Consider the following 16,988-nt stretch of genomic DNA (forward strand, 5'->3'; position numbering starts at 1 on the left):
AGACAAAAAAACCACCAAAATTTATTTACAAGAGTTAAAAAGTACCCGTTTCAAGGGTGTTTTTTATGTTATAATGAAAATCCGTACAATAGGCGTTTCGGAGAAGCGCTGAATAACGTATGATTCAGGATAAACGGTGTGCCGGCGCCACCCGGAGTGCTGAACTTTTGTTCTTTTTTTCCGGTTTTGAGGGATATCCCAATGACTTCGTTTCCTTGGTCAATCCAGGCAAAGCCGTCTTTAACGAATGGCTTGGGGAAAATGGCGTTCTTGCCGGAGAATTTCCATAGGGGAGCTCCGGCTTCGGTGTAAAGCAAAATGGATTGGTCCGAAAGACCCACGAGGATTTTTCTTTCGTTGTGGTCCTGGACGACTTGCAGTGAAGAAATCGCATTTTCCATCAGGATCTGAAGCGGGGCGTCTTTCTTTTTCTGGTTGAAAAGGAAGATTTTGTTTCCGCTAGCGACGGCGGTAATGGAATCTGTGCTAAGCAGGTGCGAAACCTGTCCCGGAATCTTGCGGGTAGAGTTCTCCTGGGTCTGTCCGGTTTCGTTGTCGAGAGAAACCATTTCTCCTTCCAGGTTGCAGGCGTAAATGGTTTTGTCTGATTTGGAATGCAAGAAGGGAACTGAGAAAATCTTTCTGGACCAGGCGAGCTTATTGTCCGATTTCAGAATTTTGAGCAAGAATCCGTTCCAAGTAGAAATGTAGATGGCGTCCTCGGTGATGTTCATTTTGAAAGCCTTGCCGGGGAGCTGCAGCATAATGGGGGCGGAATCCTTGTTCAGGTCGTAAATGGCGATGTTGTAGCCCGTCGCAATAACCAAGGTGTTTTCGTCGTTTTCGATGACGGGGCTGTTGTCGAGAGCTCCGATGTACTTGGTCCAGCGAAGCTCCCCTGATTCGGCGTTAATGCAGAGAAGCCTATCTGCGGCGGGGTCAATCGTGTACAGGTATTTCTTGTTGCTGAAAAATTGGGGGTAGCGAGTCTTCGGGGAAATCGGAAGCAGGGCGACGAATTTGGCTCCAATGGCTTTGCCGTAACGGTTTAAAATCAGCTGGGTTGTCTGCGGGTTGCTTCCTGAAAGACGAACTGCTTCGGACCAAGCCTTTTGTTTGTCGCGCTCGTTGCCTTTATTCTGCTCCAAATAAAGGGCCTTGAAGAACCAACCTTCGGCGTTTCCGGGTTCCAGCTTGAACAGGGAATCCAAAACCGGCGGCAGGTCTTCCCATTCTTCGTGCTCGGTAATGTCGGCAGCCTGTCTTGCAAGAATTTCGGAAAGCAGAACCTTTTTGCCATAGTAATGCGGCGAGAGAGACACCAACTTTCGGTCGCCGAAATACAAGTAGAGGTTACCGTTGGTGTAAATGGGCGATTGTTCTACCGGCTTGGCAAAGTTAAAATGCCATAGGGGATTCAAGAGCGTGTCCACTGCAGTGATGGCGCCTTCGGCAGAAAACAGTCCCAGGGTTCCCTTGGCAAGTGGATAAATGGAAGAGGCGTCGCTTCGAACCGTTTTGCGGGTGAGACCGCTCTTCTTGTCAATAAGGAAAATCCTTCCGGAGGCGTCGAGTAAGGCGAGTTCCCTTTCGAACGGGAAGATGCTTTCGATATTGCTGGCTGAAATTTTCCAGACGGGCGCAATTCTTTGTTTGGGGTAGTAGGCGTAAAGGTAATTGCCCGATACCAGATAAAGCATGTTTTTGTCAATCAAGACATTCTTGATGACGTCAAACTGGGCGATGGATTTCTTGGTCATTCCGTCTTCGGACGAAATAAAGTGAAGCGCGTTGTCGGTGCAGTTCAGAATGAATTCATTCGTGGAGGCGAAGAACCCTTCAGGGATGCAACCGCTATACTTGTCTTCGATTTGCGCTACGATGCGCTTGTTATTCAGAATGAAAAGTTGCTTTTCCGTTTGGACGATGGCCTTGTTTCCGGCCGTCAAAAAGTGGGTGATATCGGTAATGGGGAAACTCTTGGTAGAACTGCTCGTGTAGAACGCCTTGAACACAAGACTATCTTGATCGGCCGGCTGGTACCAGATTCCTTGACGGTCTATATTGAATATTAGCTTGTTGTCGGGGGCCTTTGCAATGTTTTCGATACGGTCATCCTTGATTTTGCAAATGGAGCCGTCGCTTAAAAGCAGGTAGGTGGGGTTCTTTCCAAAAGTCTTCTGAATGGAGCTCTTTAATTGAATCGGAGCGCGCAACAAGGCTTCGGGCTTGTTGCTGGTAGCGCTTTCGCGTTCCGATAGCCAGTAGGCCTTGGCGACTTCGTTTGTCCTTGCGAGGCTCTGTTCGTAGTAGAAATTAGCCGATGTCTTGTTGTCCGAAAGTTCCTGAATTTTACCCAGGTAAAAGTAGGCTTGTTCCTTGTCGTCTTCGTCGCCTTGTATGGCTGCGTTTTCAAGCATCTTGATCGCTTCGGACGTTTCGCCTTTCATTTCGAACAGGTAGAGTGCTTCTTGAATGCTCGATTCCATTTTTTCGGCAAATGCGAATACGCTGCAAAACCACACTAGTGATAGTGCCGCCCGCAGCGTTCTGGAATAAGTTTTTGCTTCAAAGAAATTCACTTTCTACTTCCTGTTCCTTTATGCGTCAAACTTGTAACCAGCGCCTCTCACAGAAATAATGAACTTCGGGTTGTCCAAGTCGTCTTCGATTTTACGGCGAAGGTTGGCGATGTGATTGTCCACCGTACGGGTCGAGGGCATGTTTTCGTCGGTGTAGCCCCAGATTTCCTTTAGCAATGTTTCGCGCAAAATGACTTCACCGCGGTGCGCCCAGAAAAACTTCATAATCAGGTATTCTCGGGTGGTCAAGTCCAGCGGTACGCCGCCCTTGGTTGCTTCGAATTTCTTCACGTTGATGCTGATGTTTGCAAATTCAAGAACATCAGGCACGGCTACGTTGTTGTTGCTTGTTTGAGGCTCGATGCGGCGGCGGAAAGCTTTGACGCGAGCCAAAAGTTCCAAAATCGAGAAGGGTTTCGTCACGTAGTCGTCTGCTCCCATTTCGAGGCCTGCCACCTTGCTTGTTTCTTCTGTCTTGGCGGTGAGCATGATGATATAGGTTTCGGGGTGCTTGTTACGAATGTAACGGCAAACTTCAAAACCGCTTTTCTTGGGAATCATCAAGTCCAAAAGCACCAAATGGGGTTGGTAGGAATCCGCTTTTGCAATAGCCTCTTCACCATCGCAGGCCGTTTCTACGGTGTAGCCTTCCATTTCGAAATTGTCCTGGAGACCCAAGCGAATGATTTCTTCGTCTTCTACGATGAGTATTTTGAAATTCATGGTTATTCTGCCTTTTTGAATTTGACGGTGAACGTGGATCCTTTACCAGGCTTGCTGACAAGCGAAATGGTTGCCTTGTGGGTTTCGGCGACGCGCTTGACTGTGGCTAGGCCAAGTCCCGAACCTTTAGTGCTGCGGGTCATTTCGTCACCCACTCTATAAAAATCATTAAATATATTTTTTTGTTCAGAAGCGGCAATGCCGATGCCTGTGTCGGCAACCGAGAATATGACCCATTCGCTGTCGCTCTTGACATCGATCTTGATTTCTCCGGGTGCTTCGGTGTATTTGATGGCATTGTCAATCAAGTTCTGTACTAAGCTGTATAGTGCTGTGTAGTCACCCATCACGAATACGTTGGGTTCAAAATGCGTGTAGAAGATAAGGCCTTTTTCTACACCGATGTCTTCGACGGCGTCAAACACTTTCTTGGCGCAAATAGAAAAGTCAAGGCGTTCCCACTTGAAGGCGCCAGTGCCGTGCTCCATGCGGGTGTAATTGAGAATGGCTCCGATCAGGTTTTCAAGTCGCGAGGCTTCCTTGCCTATGAGCGTAGAATATTCCTGCACCTTCTCGGCACGTTGCAAACGCCCGCGTGCCATCATTTCGGCAAACATCTTGATGGATGTCAGGGGGGTCTTCAATTCGTGAGATACGCTAGATAGGAAGTTTGCCTTCATGGCCAAAAGTTTGCGCTCCTGCGTTATAAAGCGGAACATGAAGAACGATCCGAAAATAACGGTAATGAGGGCGAAAAGCATAAGTCCATACATCAAGAACATGCGGTGTTTCGTTTCTTTATGAATGTCCTGCATATCTTTTTCGTACAAGGTAAATTCCCAGTTTAAAGCCTCGGAAATGTAGTGCTGTGCAATGACTGGTGCGTTATCCGGAATTTCGCCCATAATAACTTTATCATTGCTTTCAGTAATCGAGAAGGGAATGTTCTTGAAGGTCTGTACGACGGTTTTCAACTTGCTTTGAAGCCTTGCCTTGTACGAATCCCTATTGATGACCGCGATGACTACCTGGTCGCCGGAAAGGTAGGGATAGGACATCTTGAACATGGTCATTTCGTCGGTATTCTTGTAAAGAATCCCTTCCTTGGAAGAAACGTCGTCGTCTAGAATTTCATGGAACAGGTCACGGTTGTAATACAGAATGTCCATGTAGCCTAGCTGGCGATTGAAGTTTTCTCGCAGGTTCCAGAAGGCTTCACGTTTTTCTTGAGACAGGTTTTCAAAAGAAAGAATCTGGGTAAAGGTCGATTCAAAAAAGTGCCTAGACGAAGAAATGTCGTCAATGTTCTGTTTTTCCAGGAATTGGGCTAGTACCGAAAGACAGTAGTCCTGGGCTTCCTGGTGCTTTCTTTGATTCACTAAAATTTCAAAGTGGAGTAAGTTGACGGCATAAGTCAAGTCGGCATGCAAGTATCCCTGTTGGTGGGGGTTGTTCTCAAGAAAGGTAAGTAGTTGCAATGCCTCGTCGTATTTTTTGTTCTTGTAGTAAAATCGAATCAGACCAAGAATATTCTGGATTTGTTCATCCTTGGATTCAAAGAAAAAGCTTGTAGGTCTAAGACTGCGGGAGCGCTGTTCTAGATACAGTTTTAGCGAAATGCTGTCCTTGAGACCTTTCGTTTCTTCGTGGTAAAGTTTTTTGTCCAGGGCCGAAGGAACACTATTTGAAAAATTGGAAGACTTGAAAAATTTCTTGGACGAAAGGTCCGGGTAAATCAGGTTTCCGTTGTTGAATAGGAAGATGGCGTCAATGCCTTCGACAGACTTGAACTCGGTCGCATGACCGAAGTCCAGGAGACCCTGAGGCTGTTCGTACAGGAACAGGGAGGCCGCCTTGGTTTCTTGATAAATTTTTGCTTGCTCTTTATCGATAGCATCTTCGACATCGTTCTGAAATGCAGTCAGGCTTTCGTCGAAGTTCTTCTGCGAAAGATAAATCTCGTTCTGGATGTTCCTGAAACTCAGAAACGAAAGAATAGCCGTCGGGAGGACAATTCCTCCCGCGAATAAAAGGACAAATAGCAGATTATTACGTGAAACCTGCATTGCCAGTCCTTACGGTAATTGGGGACTTAAGTCGATGTTCTTATTGGACAATCTTTGCACGGTGGGTCACCGATACCCTGTGTCCAACTTCGATACGCCTGCTGTTGGAGTAGATTTCGCGGATCAGGACGCTGGCTTCATTTTCAGCAGCCCTTGCGACAATGCCACGGCCAATCAAACGAGGTGGAAGCGATTCGTCGGTTTTGTCTTCTTCCCACACGGCCACTGCGTCGCCGGTGTTGTAACCCTGCTGGGCGCCCTTGTCGATAAGCACATAGGAGAATGCGCCGATAATCAGCATGGGGTCCATGGAATAGCGGATCATGGCCAAGGAATCCATCTTGGCTTCCTTAACCTTGGAGTATCCGGCCACGTTCAGCGTCTTGAGAGGCTGTTTCATGCGGGCCTTAGACTGGTTGATTTTGATTTCGCGGAATGTCGTTACGATCTTTGCGCGTGAAAGCGTGTCACCGATAGCCGTAATCTTGGCGATGCCGGAAAGGCGGAGCAATGCGTAACGGTCAAAGCCGCTACCCTGAGCCGCCGGAACATCAATGGCCTTTGCGTCAACAATTTCGACGAGGTCGCCGCGTTTCAAATTGGCGTCTGTCTTTTTGCCAATTCCTACCACGACTTCGGTTTCAGGCATGTGAATCAAGGGCTCCTTTTTTTCGCCCGATTTGATCGAAATAAAACGCTTGTCTTTTTTCAGGGAATCGAGCGTGTAGATTTCGGGAGCGTGCAGCTGATAGTAACCGTTGAAAATCTTGGGAGCCGGGCGCTGCTTGTAGTAGTATTCGTCGTTGGCCTTGGCTTTCTTGACGCCCTTCTTATCCTTGTCGCGCAAGTTGCCGAGCATTCCTTCAAAGTCGGAATTGCGTTCGTCACCGTTGTCGCAACCGGCATTGGCGACGGTTAGACCTTTGCCCTTGGGGAGGGCGGAATCTGAAATAGTTGCATTGCAGGGATACTTGCTTTTCTTGTCAACTTGCAGAACGTTGCCTTCGCGAATGGTATCGCCCAAGTAGATGGAGTCTCCCGGATAAATCCAGTGCGGGTCCTCGATGTGGCGGTTGTTTTCCCAAAGGTCCGGCCAGGCAAAGGGGTCTTTGAGGAATTCGTCGCTCAAATCCCAAAGGGTATCGCCTTCTTTAACGATGTAGGCAGACGCCAACAAGGCAGAAAGTCCCAGACAGATGGATGCACATTTCAAAAATCGCATAATAATCCCTTACAGGCTGTTATACCAATAATTTAACCTTTTCTTTGCTTAAAGGTAGGGGCTTTTTGACTAAAACGTGAAATTTCTTGCGTTTTTTGGCTAAAAACGCGTTCCTTCGGGCGCTGAATGGTTCTGGAACGCTGTTTTTGTGCCGGATTCTGCCCCAGGATTCCTACGCGGTCAGGTACGAACAGGAACAGAATTTCGAATTTTCCGGAGCCCGGTTCCAGGTACAGCGGAATATTCTTGCGCAACATGTAGCCTTCGTTTCTAAACTGCTTGATAGTTCGCGCGGCCACTTCGAGGTTCGATGTCTGCAAGAGAATACGTTCCGGTCTCGAAAGGGCGGCGGCCTGTGCTACGCCTTGTGCAAGCGGTTCGTCGCCGGGCAGGTTGAAGTAGAATGTCCAACGGCCCTCGTTTTCGGGCTTGCTGAAGAACTTGCCGAAGAAATCCTGTTCTACGTGACTGCGGATGAATTTCATGTTGTCATCGATGGCGTTGCGGGCGTTCAAGCGCGACGACATCATGGCGTATTCGCGGCAGTCCATCGCAACGACTCTCTTGAATCGGTTTGCAAGAGTTGCGCTCACAAAGGAACTTCCAGAATAGAATTCAAAGAAACTGTCTTCGGCATTCGGGTGAATAGCTTCTTCGATACGTTTGGGGAGTCCCATCCAGGCGTCATGAATTCGCGGCGTCCAGTCCAGCACATGCATGCTGATACCAGTTTCGCCAATGGGCATAAAGTCGCTTCCGAAAGCACTCTTGGCTTCCACCTTCATCGGAATCGTTCCTGCCGGATCAAAAGGCTGGTCTGGCATGCACTGAATGTGGTGACAGCTGATGACTTCCGGGCAGTTTCTTTGTATAAAATCAACGAAGGTCTTGTAACCGTGAGCAGAGAATCTGCCCTTCAGGTTAACTTGAACGAGCATCGCGTAGCGTCCGTCACCGACGGCGCGGAACCAAATTTGGCGGAGTGCTTTTTTGAAAATGTGCAGGTGTTCTTTCTTGACCTGTTCAAAAATGCGGCTGACAAGTTCGGGTACGTCCATACCGCGGGCGGGAGAGTCAATCGAAAGCGATTCCTGCTGGCCGCGATAAGTTTTGATAATGCGCCAGTCGGAATGTTCCGGATTAGCATCTGTTGTAAACCATGCCTGAAACTTACCGGGAATGCGTTCGTTTTCGGCCCATGCGGCAAGCTGCTGCTTGATATCTTCAAAAGTCAGCGCTGCTTTGCGTACAGGCTTTTCGGCTTTCGGGGCTTTGTCTTGAATCTTGTCACGACGTACGGAATATCCGCGTGCGCGATTGTTTGTACTTCTAAAATTGTCTTTCATTCTTTCTTGTTTCATTACACATTACTCAATACTAATTCACTAACCACTAACCACTAACCACTAACCACTAACCACTGTCTACTGTCTACTGTCTACTTCCTACTTCCAACTACACCAGGAATCTCGGGTAAATCCAAGAGCATTCGCGGGCGAGCATTTTCGGGAATTCGCGGAAGGTTCCGTTGATTTGGTAAAGGTTCAGGCTGCCTTCCACCGGTGAAAGCTTGATGAGCGAGTCCGCTCGGGCTTCGAGGTAGGGGTATTCGTCCAGGTTGCAAGACGACACGACTGCACAACCCGTGAGGGCGATAATGGTATCGACCATCTGCATTAAAATCTGGTGGGGTGCTCCGTTCAGTCGTGTGGACTTCGGGTTATGCAATACGGCAGAAATCGGGTCAATCACCACCACGCGGTAGTCGTGGTTTTCGAGTCGCTTGGCGCCTTGGATACGCTTGGCGATAAGTTGTGCCGTTTCGATAGGTGAAAGTGCCGTACCACGCAAGTTCAGAAAGCCGAACTTCGGGGTGCTTGCGTTCAAGTTGCGCTTTCCGCCCAGCAAATAAAGGCGGTTCAGGAACACGGATTTGGTCAGTTCGAAATTGATGAACAACACGTCGCTCGAAGACGTTGCATTGCCGAACCAGTCTTCGCCATAGCAGATAGAAAGGCCTAAGTCCATGAGGGCAAGGGATTTTCCGCTTTTCGGAGGTGCGGTGAACAGGAAAAATTCACCGGCACGGAGCATGTTTTCAACAATTGTCTGGTCTTTTTTGGGAGCTTCTTCGGTATCGCTTGCCAGTTCAATGAGCGGCTTTCCGTCGAGGGAATATTCCACCCATTCCTGCCATTCCTTGAAGTTCTTGGCACCCTGTTCAAGACCGATCAAGTACTGCTGCTTTCCGCCGCGGAGCACGCCCGGCATACGCACCATCATGTGCGGGTTGCTGTTGCTCGGGTCGACCTTGAATCCCTGGGAATCAAGCGTCTTGAAAAGGAAGTCAACGCGTTCGTTATATTCTTCTTCGTCGTTTGCGAAAATCTTTACCCATGCCTGCACGGAATTTGCCCCTGTGTTCACCAAGGCGGCGCAGGGAAGGTTCAGGGCCTTGTAGTAGGCGAGCTGCTTGGCCAAGGACATCTTGGGGTTATCGACCACTACATAGCGGTAGCGGAACGATTCGTCCGTAACATCGTCGCCACCCTTCACGGCGTTAATGCACAGGAGGGCGCCCTCGGGACTGTCGAGACTCTTCATGATCTTCTTGATAGAGTCATCTTGCCCAATGATGTTCGATACGAGCTCTTCGGTGCTGTCCGGGGTATTCGATACCTTGAACGAGATTGTTTCTTCGGGGTCAAATGCGGCTTCTAGAAGCTTGGCGAGGTCCTTACGCCAGTCGGCGGCAGGCCAGGGAATAGAAAGCGCTTCGGGGTCAATCTTGAAGTTCTGCAGCAGTTCCAAGGACTGGGTGTCAAGACCCATGGCAAGCATCTGTTCCATGGAAATCATGTTCGCCGACAGCGGCGTGATGATTGGCATGGCAACCGCCTGCGGGGCGGCCGCTGCTTGTGCATGGGGCATGGAGCCATCCGCAGCCGGTTGGGCGTTCTGCGCCGGAGCCGGCTGTTCCTGAGGGCGCTCTGCCGTGCGCTTTTCGGCGGAGAACGCGCGGCGAAGAGTCTGTTCGACCTCTTCGCCGTCCATGCCATCGTCGCGGGCCTTGCCGCCGAGCTGGAAACTGGCGTCCATGAAGGTCCAACCTTCTTCCATAGCGGCGACACCCGCCTTGTAGAGCTCGGCTTTGAGTTCGTTCGGACTATACTTGTTCTTCAGGAACAGGTTGATGGTCTTTTTTGCGTTTTCCATAAGCGCCTCGAATGCTTTATCGTATTGAATGTAGCTTTTTTATTTACAAGAGGGCACTTAAAAGTGCAAAATGTATGCAAAAACGCCCTAGAAAAGCTCTAAAACGTTAAAGTATTAATTTATACAAAATTTTGTGTTTGAATTTAATTCGGTTTAGAACCGAGTGAGACGAGGCCTCGTTCACCCGTAGCGTACAATTAGTACGTGAGGCGTGAACGTAACGAAGTATCACGACGGTTATAAACGAATTACTTCGAAGGGTTGAAACTATCCTTCAAGCCCACCGTTCTGTTGAACACCAGGTGGCCCGGCTTGGAATCTTCGCTGTCGAGGCAGAAGTAGCCCTGGCGCATGAACTGGAAGCGGTCTTCGAGTTTCGCGTTTGCAAGGCTCGGTTCCACCTTGGCCTGCTTCACGACCATGGAATCCGGGTTCAGGTAGTCGTGCCAGTCTTCGCCTTCGGGAACTGCCGAGGGGTCTTCGAGTGTGAAGAGGTTGTCGATCAGGCGCACTTCGGCATCCACGGCGTGAGCGGCGGAAACCCAGTGGATGGTGCCCTTGACCTTGCGACCGTCGGGAGTTTCGCCACCTTTGCTCAGCGGGTCGTAAACGCAGTGAATCACCTTCACCTTGCCGTCGGCGTCCTTTTCAACGCTCTTGCAGGTCACGAAGTAAGCGCCCTTCAGGCGGACTTCGCCTTCCGGCTTCAAGCGGAAGTACTTCTTCGGCGGTTCTTCCATAAAGTCGTCGGCTTCGATGTAGAGTTCGCCGCTGAACGGAACCTGGCGGGAGCCTGCGTTCGGGTCGTTCGGGTTGTTCTCGACTTCGATCATTTCGACCTTGCCCGCTTCCCAGTTGTCAATCACGAGCTTGACCGGATCAATCACTGCCATCACGCGGTTGGCGGTCTGGTTCAGTTCTTCGCGGATGCAGAAGTAGAGTAGGTTCACGTCGACCATGGAATCGGCCTTGGAAACGCCGATACGGTCGCAGAATTCGCGGATGGAACTTGGGGTAAAGCCGCGGCGGCGGTAACCGCAAACCGTCGGCATACGCGGGTCGTTCCAGCCCATCACGGCCTTCGTCTGCACCAGTTCCAAGAGCTTACGCTTACTCATCATGGTGTAGGTGAGGTTCAAGCGGGCAAATTCAATCTGCTGCGGGCGGTTGTCGAGGCCCAGTTCAATCAAGAACCAATCGTACAGCGGTCGGTGCGCTTCGAATTCAAGCGTACAAATGGAGTGCGTAATGCCTTCAATCCAGTCGCTGAGCGGGTGAGCAAAGTCGTACATCGGGTAGATGCACCACTTGTCGCCGGTGCGGTGGTGGGTGCAGTGCTTGATGCGGTAGATCACCGGGTCGCGCATGTTCATGTTCGGGCTAGAAAGGTCCACCTTGGCGCGCAGGCACTTTTCGCCGTCGGCATACTTGCCGTCGCGCATCTCGCGGAAGAGCTTCATGTTCTCTTCGACGCTGCGGTCGCGGTAGGGGCTCGGACGGCTCGGCTTACCGGCGTCGTTGCCGCGGTATTCCTGCATTTCGTCGCGAGTCAGGTCTTCTACATAGGCCTTGCCCATTTCAATCAGCTTTTCGGCAAAGGCGTAAATCTGGTCGTAGTAGTCGCTGGCGAAGTATTCGCCACCCTTCCATTCAAAGCCGAGCCACTTCACGTCTTCGCGGATGGAATCGACGTATTCCACATCTTCTTTAGTGGGGTTCGTGTCGTCAAAGCGCAAGTTCGTGATGCCGCCGAAGTCCTTGTACTTGTTTGCAGTACCGAAGTTCAGGCAGATGGACTTGGCATGACCGATGTGAATGTAACCGTTCGGTTCCGGCGGAAAACGGGTGTGCACGCTCTTGCGTTTGCCCGTGGCGAGGTCGTTAACGATGATGTCCTGTACAAAATTCGAAGATTCAGGGATTTCCATGGTTAATCCTTTAGTTTTTAACGCCGGAAAATATAGTAAAATGGCTGTTATTTTCTCATGCTTTTGCCAAAACCTCCGCGGCTATTGCCGTTTCGGTTGCTGTTTCCGTTACTGCGGCTGTTGTTGTTTCGGCTACTGCGGGAATCGTCGTAGTTTTTCTGGCTGCTACGGGTCGTCTTGATGTTTCCAAAACCCTGATTGCTGTTTTTGCTGTTGTCTTCTTGCCAGTATTCGCTAGAAGAACGGGCGCTCATAGGACGTTTTGCGTTAGTAGCAGGTTGAGCCGGAGCGATACTTCGCGTCGCAGGAGCCGTATGGTGGTTCATGGGAACTTTTGCAGGTCTGCTTGGCGGTGCGGCGTAATGGTCGTGCCTTGGTGGGGGAGGATTGTGGTGCCTTGGCGGCGGGGGGTTATGGTAACGGGACGGATGGTGCGGACGCGGTCTGTTGTGGTACCAGCGGTAATCGTGAACGTAAATCAGGTGCGTGTCCCATTCAAAGCGGCTGGTACCCCAGCCCCAGTAATCGTAATAGCCTCCGACCCATACGCCCGTGCGGTAGCGCAGTCCGGGGTATCCATTGGAATAGGCGTAGTAGACCACATGGGGGTTGTATACGGGGACGTACACGTATTCCTTTTGAACGGGTTCAATGATAATTGTCTTTTCTTTAACGACCTTGACCTGCTCGTTAGTTTGTAAGTGCCCATGGTCGTAGGCGGCTTTTCTCATGCGCTGCACGGCGTCCATCACGGCTTCTTTTTGGGTGGCGACGGCATCGCCTAATTGGTCGGTCCACGTTTGATATTTGGCCATGGTGGCAAGCACTGTCGGGAAGGGGATGAGCGCCTGTACGCTTTCGTCGTAAGGAAGGTCTTCGAGCTTGATTCGGTCGGCGAGTTCTTGACCTTTGAGGTGCTTGTTCTGGTTTGCCCAGTCGGCCGCTCCCGGAATTTCGTCACCATGAACAGAAGCTGCCAGTACCTGCACCAGGAGCGGGTCGGGGTAGAGCGCAATGGTCGAAACTAGAGTGTCGAGTTCCGCCGCAGTGAATTGCTCGTTTGCACGAACAGAAGTGGGCGTGCATAAAATGACTGCAAGTAAAAACCACAGCCAAGCGAACTTGGCTGTAAATGGATTTGCTAAACTTTTTTCAGCCTTTAAACCGGTAAACATGTTTACCTCCTATAGTTTAAGGTTACTAATATTATACAAAAATTCCATGCTAATTAGATGCAGGAAAGTCGCTTTTGGTTGCGTGTGAGCTCTTTTTCGGGATTATTATTCCCAGGTTGCGATTTGTCCACTATGGACGATTTTATTTTTACACACTTCTTAAACGGAAAGATGATTATGGCTTTAGTGCTGAAAATAGCGAAAAATGAATGAAAATGGATGGTGAAACGGCAAAATTTCTAGAAAAAGGTCAAATAATAACGTTTTTCATGTTGTTGTTTTACACAACACATTAACTAAAATTAACATTAATTTTTACACACTTTAATCTATTTTTCTTATAGCTAGATTGGAGGCTATATGGGCTATTGGGCTAAAATTATATCTACAACGGCGCTATTTGCGTCATTTACATTTGCGCAGACATACGATTTGCCTATAGTGTTTATTGACACCAAGGGCAAGTGCCTCGATAACAAGGTCACTGAAAAAATTCCTGCAACCATGAAGGTGCTGGACGGAAAAACGAACAATGTGGCTGACAGTGCCAAGGGCACACGCTATGATATCGGTATCAAGGTTCGTGGTCAGTCTTCGGCCATGTTCCCGAAGCCTGGTTATGGCGTGGAAGTCCGCGACGAAAAAGGCGAAGGCATGGACGTGAGCCTGTTTGGGCTCCCTCCTGGTGACGACTGGGTGTTCCACGGTCCGTATGTAGACAAGAGTATGATGCGTAATGCGCTTGCCCATTGGCTCTTTAGGCAGGCCGGGCATTATAGCCCCCGTAGCAGGCATTTTGACTTGTACATCAACGGTGTTTATCGCGGTGTGTACGTGCTTCTCGAAAAGATTAAGCGCGGCAAGTATCGTGTGAACGTGAGCAAGCTTAAAGAAACCGATGTCGCGGGCGACAGCGTTACCGGCGGTTACATTTGGGCATTCGACAAGACGGGTACCAATACGGGTGGTGCAGGCAGCGGTCCCATCGAAAAGGAAGGCTTCAATACTTCGGACGGCCTGAACGTCATTTTGCATTACCCGAAAAAGGAAAATATCCAGAAGGCCCAGGAAGAATACCTGAAAAAATACCTGAACGATCTTGAAGGCTTGTTCAAGAACGGCAAGAACGGTAGCGGATACGAAAACTATGTGGACATGACTTCGGCACTCGATTACGTGTTGCACGAAGAAATTACCAACAATGCGGACTCTTACTGGTGCAGTTTCTTCTTGCACAAGCCCAAGGACAGTAAGGGCGGTAAGGTGACGCTTGGCCCGGCATGGGACTTTAACCTTGCCATGAGTAACGGAAGCCAGCCTGAAAATGGCGGTGGCCAAGGCGGTCAGGGTGGTATGTGGGGCTTTGGCGGCGGTGGAAACGGCTTTGGAAGTTCCGGCGTTACCGGTTGGCAAATCGAAAATAGCCAGAAATCAGGTAATGGTGGCATGTGGGGTATGGGAAGCTCTCTGAAAGCTCCGAACTGGCTTTTGGGAATGTGGAAAGACAGCCATTACCAGAGCGAACTGAAGAAGCGCTGGGCGGAACTCCGTAGCGGTGTATGGCACACCAAGACGATGGATGCATACTTGGATTCCATGAAAATCTATTTGAAGAACGCTGCCGACAGAAACTTCAAGCGTTGGCCGAACTTGGGCAAGGCTAGTGGCCAGAACGATCCTGATCCGGAGCCGATGAAGTACTGCAATAGCCAGAGTGGCGGCTTTGGTATGGCTATGGGCGGCTATAATGCTACTACTTGGGATGGCGAATTTGAACATCTTCGCAAGAAAATGAAAGAAAGAATTGCCTGGATGGACCAGCAACTCGGATTCTCGGAACCGGCCAATCCGATTGTAACGGAACCCGTCATTCATGATCCGGACTGGAAGAGCGACGAAAAAAACAAGACAGACCCCCCTCCGATGAATGTCGGTTTGGATGATTTCAGCAGACTTTCTCCGACGAACTTCTTTACAGTAAACGGCGAATCTCTTGAAATTCAAACAAGCCTGGGCGGAACCTTTGCACTCATAGACTTGAATGGCACAGTGTTGTTCAAGACCCGTATCAATAAGGGGCTTACGACAATGAGAATTCCGGCCAAGGCGATGAACAAGCATTGGATTGCAACTCTCAACGGAAAAATGCTCGGACGGTAAAACATCAAATCATAGAAAACAAAAATCCGGGTTTCGCCCGGATTTTTTTGATTAAAGATAATGCTTGACCTTGTTGACGGGGTCAAGGTTTTCTTTTGGGGGCTTGGGTACGTAGATCTTGACAGCGTACACGTAATGCTCGGTTTCGACGAGGATGTCGCCTTCTTGCATGTCTTCGTTGATGTCGATTTCGATTTCGACTCCGTCGCGGGCGATGCGGCGGATAGAATGTTCCTTGAGTTCGTGACGTTCGAACAGGACGTCGATAACCTTCTTGTAGGTGCCGTGATGGATGGTGCCTAGAATGCTATTGCAAATCATTTAAAAATCCCGTATTAAACCGCATCCATGGAGTCGACCTGGTTTACGATTTCAGTGACGGTCGCAATATAGCTATTTATGCTCTCGATGAAAGCCTTTTCGTTCCGGCTACTGATTGGTGCGCGGAGCGCAGGGTAGGCGCTAAAGATTTGCTGGTGGTTTTCGGGGTAGGTCTTGTGAAGCAAGTAATAGACCCCGTACATAATCGGGAGGAGAGTCGCATTGGCCCGAGCAAAGAATCCGAGCGGATTGCGATCTTGCTGCAGGTAAATGTAGGCTTCGCGCAGGTGAATCAAAAGTCCGCGCAATTCGCGTTCGCATTCCAGGCGCAGGCATTCCACATTCGGCTGGTAGTTGGGCAGCGGCTTTGCGCCGGCGAGTGCGACATTCCTGTTGGCAATATGCAAAAATTCCAGCGGGAAAACGTCTTCGGATGTCTGGATTTCTTTAAGCGTAAAGAAATAGCGGAACTCGATGTTTTCTTTCTTGGCTTCGCGCAACAGGTTCTGCAGGGGCTTGATGCTTGCGGTCGAATTGTCGCGCAAGATAAAACTTATTGTCCAGGGGCTTTCGAGCGCGTTGAATCCTTCGACCAGGCAATCGCCGTGAATGAACGCCGAAATCAGGTTGTCGCCCAGAGCTTGCTGTAGCATGCCCGGCCAGTTGGATCTTTGAAGTTCTACGATGCTCAGGTTCTTTTTCATATCAACCTCACCAGGAATTCCGGTTTCCGAATCCGCTGTTGCCAAAACCACTTCCGAATCCACCGCCAAAGCCTCGCGGGCTGCTTCCGAATCCGCCGCCGAATCCGACTTCGGGTTCGTCCTTCTTCTTGTTCTTGATGGCGCCGCCGAATAGGAACCAGAAGATTCCGTTGCCACGCCCGCCGCTGAACTTTGCCATCAGCAACAGGAACGAAACAAAGAGGATGAATAGAATCATGAGCGAGGAGACGCTGTTTTCTCTAAGCTTGTACGGGGTTTCGTCGATGTTAAGCTTTTTGCCTTTTGCCTTGGCGCCGATTTTAGCGAGCGCGTACGAAAGAGAAAGGATGCCTTCGCTGTAGTTGTTTTCGCGGAAGGCGGGAAGGAGTGTCTTTTGTTGAACCTTGGCCAGTTTCTTTTCGCTGTAGATTTTTTCGAGACTGGGCGTAACGATGATGTTTTTCCAGCGTTGCTTTTGAGCGACGAAAATCATGATGCCTTCGCCGTTTTCTTTGCCGAGATTCCACTGTTTGGCGGTGTACCTCGCGTACTTGTCCCCTTTTTCGAATAAGTTTGCGTGCCCGATGTCGTCGATTAGCACGCAGGTAAGCTCGATTCCTGTTTCTTGGTGAAACTTTTGGGCGAGGTCGTTAAAAAGTTTGGTCTCGGAAGCATTCAGTAGATGATTGTCGTCGTAAATTTGACTTTCGCTGGGCTTCTGGGGAAATCTTTGGTCTTCAAAAGATGTTTCCGCCATTGCCCCGAGTGTAAGCCCCAGGCAAAGGAGTGTAATACGTATGGAAAAACGCCTTAATAGAAACATCACTTTGAAAATATAAAGTTTATTTCCAAAAAGATGAGCGTGAACTTATTTTTTCATACGATTTTGAC

12 protein-coding genes are annotated in these 16,988 nt (G+C 49.6%); 1 reads left to right on the forward strand and 11 read right to left on the reverse strand.

Going from position 1 to position 16,988, the window contains the following annotated elements; translation table 11 throughout:
• Positions 1 to 68: 68 nt before the first annotated feature.
• The 8 genes from B9Y58_RS01620 to B9Y58_RS01655 all read right to left on the reverse strand — a co-directional run bounded on the left by B9Y58_RS01620 (position 69) and on the right by B9Y58_RS01655 (position 12,912).
• The gene (locus tag B9Y58_RS01620) at positions 69 to 2,582 is read right to left on the reverse strand and encodes a hypothetical protein (protein ID WP_073053710.1); all 2,514 of its coding nucleotides are present in this window, start codon (positions 2,580 to 2,582) and stop codon (positions 69 to 71) included.
• An 18-nt stretch (positions 2,583 to 2,600) separates the two neighbouring features.
• Entirely contained in the window at positions 2,601 to 3,305 is a 705-nt protein-coding gene (locus tag B9Y58_RS01625) for a response regulator transcription factor (protein WP_073053712.1), read from the reverse strand.
• 2 nt (positions 3,306 to 3,307) lie between these two features.
• Positions 3,308 to 5,371, reverse strand: a complete 2,064-nt coding sequence (locus tag B9Y58_RS01630) for a sensor histidine kinase (RefSeq protein WP_073053714.1) — start codon at positions 5,369 to 5,371, stop codon at positions 3,308 to 3,310.
• Between the two features lie 40 nt (positions 5,372 to 5,411).
• Positions 5,412 to 6,593, reverse strand: coding sequence for a LysM peptidoglycan-binding domain-containing protein (locus B9Y58_RS01635; protein WP_073053715.1), 1,182 nt, complete (start codon positions 6,591 to 6,593; stop codon positions 5,412 to 5,414).
• A gap of 32 nt (positions 6,594 to 6,625) precedes the next feature.
• Complete coding sequence (locus tag B9Y58_RS01640; RefSeq protein WP_109639630.1) at positions 6,626 to 7,954, reverse strand: hypothetical protein; 1,329 nt, start codon at positions 7,952 to 7,954, stop codon at positions 6,626 to 6,628.
• A 94-nt stretch (positions 7,955 to 8,048) separates the two neighbouring features.
• Entirely contained in the window at positions 8,049 to 9,809 is a 1,761-nt protein-coding gene (locus B9Y58_RS01645) for an AAA family ATPase (protein ID WP_073053719.1), read from the reverse strand.
• A gap of 248 nt (positions 9,810 to 10,057) precedes the next feature.
• A complete protein-coding gene (locus tag B9Y58_RS01650; RefSeq protein ID WP_073053721.1) occupies positions 10,058 to 11,737 on the reverse strand; it encodes a glutamine--tRNA ligase/YqeY domain fusion protein in 1,680 nt (559 codons plus the stop codon).
• A 47-nt stretch (positions 11,738 to 11,784) separates the two neighbouring features.
• Positions 11,785 to 12,912 (reverse strand): DUF3300 domain-containing protein, encoded by a 1,128-nt coding sequence (locus tag B9Y58_RS01655; RefSeq protein WP_073053723.1) that lies wholly within the window; start codon positions 12,910 to 12,912, stop codon positions 11,785 to 11,787.
• 360 nt (positions 12,913 to 13,272) lie between these two features.
• Here B9Y58_RS01655 and B9Y58_RS01660 point away from each other — a divergent pair, with 360 nt between their 5' ends.
• Positions 13,273 to 15,072 (forward strand): CotH kinase family protein, encoded by a 1,800-nt coding sequence (locus B9Y58_RS01660; protein WP_073053725.1) that lies wholly within the window; start codon positions 13,273 to 13,275, stop codon positions 15,070 to 15,072.
• Positions 15,073 to 15,123: 51 nt separating this feature from the next.
• On the opposite strand, the gene B9Y58_RS01665 is transcribed toward B9Y58_RS01660, so the two are convergent.
• Genes B9Y58_RS01665 through B9Y58_RS01675 form a run of 3 tightly spaced genes read right to left on the reverse strand, consistent with a single transcriptional unit; the run spans position 15,124 to position 16,854 of the window.
• Complete coding sequence (locus tag B9Y58_RS01665) at positions 15,124 to 15,393, reverse strand: hypothetical protein (protein ID WP_073053727.1); 270 nt, start codon at positions 15,391 to 15,393, stop codon at positions 15,124 to 15,126.
• A gap of 14 nt (positions 15,394 to 15,407) precedes the next feature.
• On the reverse strand, positions 15,408 to 16,097 hold the full coding sequence (locus B9Y58_RS01670; protein ID WP_073053729.1) for a hypothetical protein: 690 nt from the start codon (positions 16,095 to 16,097) through the stop codon (positions 15,408 to 15,410).
• Between the two features lie 7 nt (positions 16,098 to 16,104).
• Positions 16,105 to 16,854: a TPM domain-containing protein gene (locus tag B9Y58_RS01675; RefSeq protein WP_073053731.1), complete on the reverse strand. Its 750-nt coding sequence runs from the start codon at positions 16,852 to 16,854 to the stop codon at positions 16,105 to 16,107.
• Positions 16,855 to 16,988: the final 134 nt, after the last annotated feature.

It is taken from the genome of Fibrobacter sp. UWB15 (assembly GCF_900177705.1).
Lineage (GTDB): Bacteria > Fibrobacterota > Fibrobacteria > Fibrobacterales > Fibrobacteraceae > Fibrobacter.

Coding starts and splice junctions, on each gene's coding strand:
- B9Y58_RS01625 (WP_073053712.1), bottom strand. CDS start 3,305: ATGAATTTCAAAATACTCATCGTAGAAGACGAAGAAATCATTCGCTTG.
- B9Y58_RS01630 (WP_073053714.1), bottom strand. CDS start 5,371: ATGCAGGTTTCACGTAATAATCTGCTATTTGTCCTTTTATTCGCGGGA.
- B9Y58_RS01635 (WP_073053715.1), bottom strand. CDS start 6,593: ATGCGATTTTTGAAATGTGCATCCATCTGTCTGGGACTTTCTGCCTTG.
- B9Y58_RS01640 (WP_109639630.1), bottom strand. CDS start 7,954: ATGAAACAAGAAAGAATGAAAGACAATTTTAGAAGTACAAACAATCGC.
- B9Y58_RS01645 (WP_073053719.1), bottom strand. CDS start 9,809: ATGGAAAACGCAAAAAAGACCATCAACCTGTTCCTGAAGAACAAGTAT.
- B9Y58_RS01650 (WP_073053721.1), bottom strand. CDS start 11,737: ATGGAAATCCCTGAATCTTCGAATTTTGTACAGGACATCATCGTTAAC.
- B9Y58_RS01655 (WP_073053723.1), bottom strand. CDS start 12,912: ATGTTTACCGGTTTAAAGGCTGAAAAAAGTTTAGCAAATCCATTTACA.
- B9Y58_RS01660 (WP_073053725.1), top strand. CDS start 13,273: ATGGGCTATTGGGCTAAAATTATATCTACAACGGCGCTATTTGCGTCA.
- B9Y58_RS01665 (WP_073053727.1), bottom strand. CDS start 15,393: ATGATTTGCAATAGCATTCTAGGCACCATCCATCACGGCACCTACAAG.
- B9Y58_RS01670 (WP_073053729.1), bottom strand. CDS start 16,097: ATGAAAAAGAACCTGAGCATCGTAGAACTTCAAAGATCCAACTGGCCG.
- B9Y58_RS01675 (WP_073053731.1), bottom strand. CDS start 16,854: ATGGCGGAAACATCTTTTGAAGACCAAAGATTTCCCCAGAAGCCCAGC.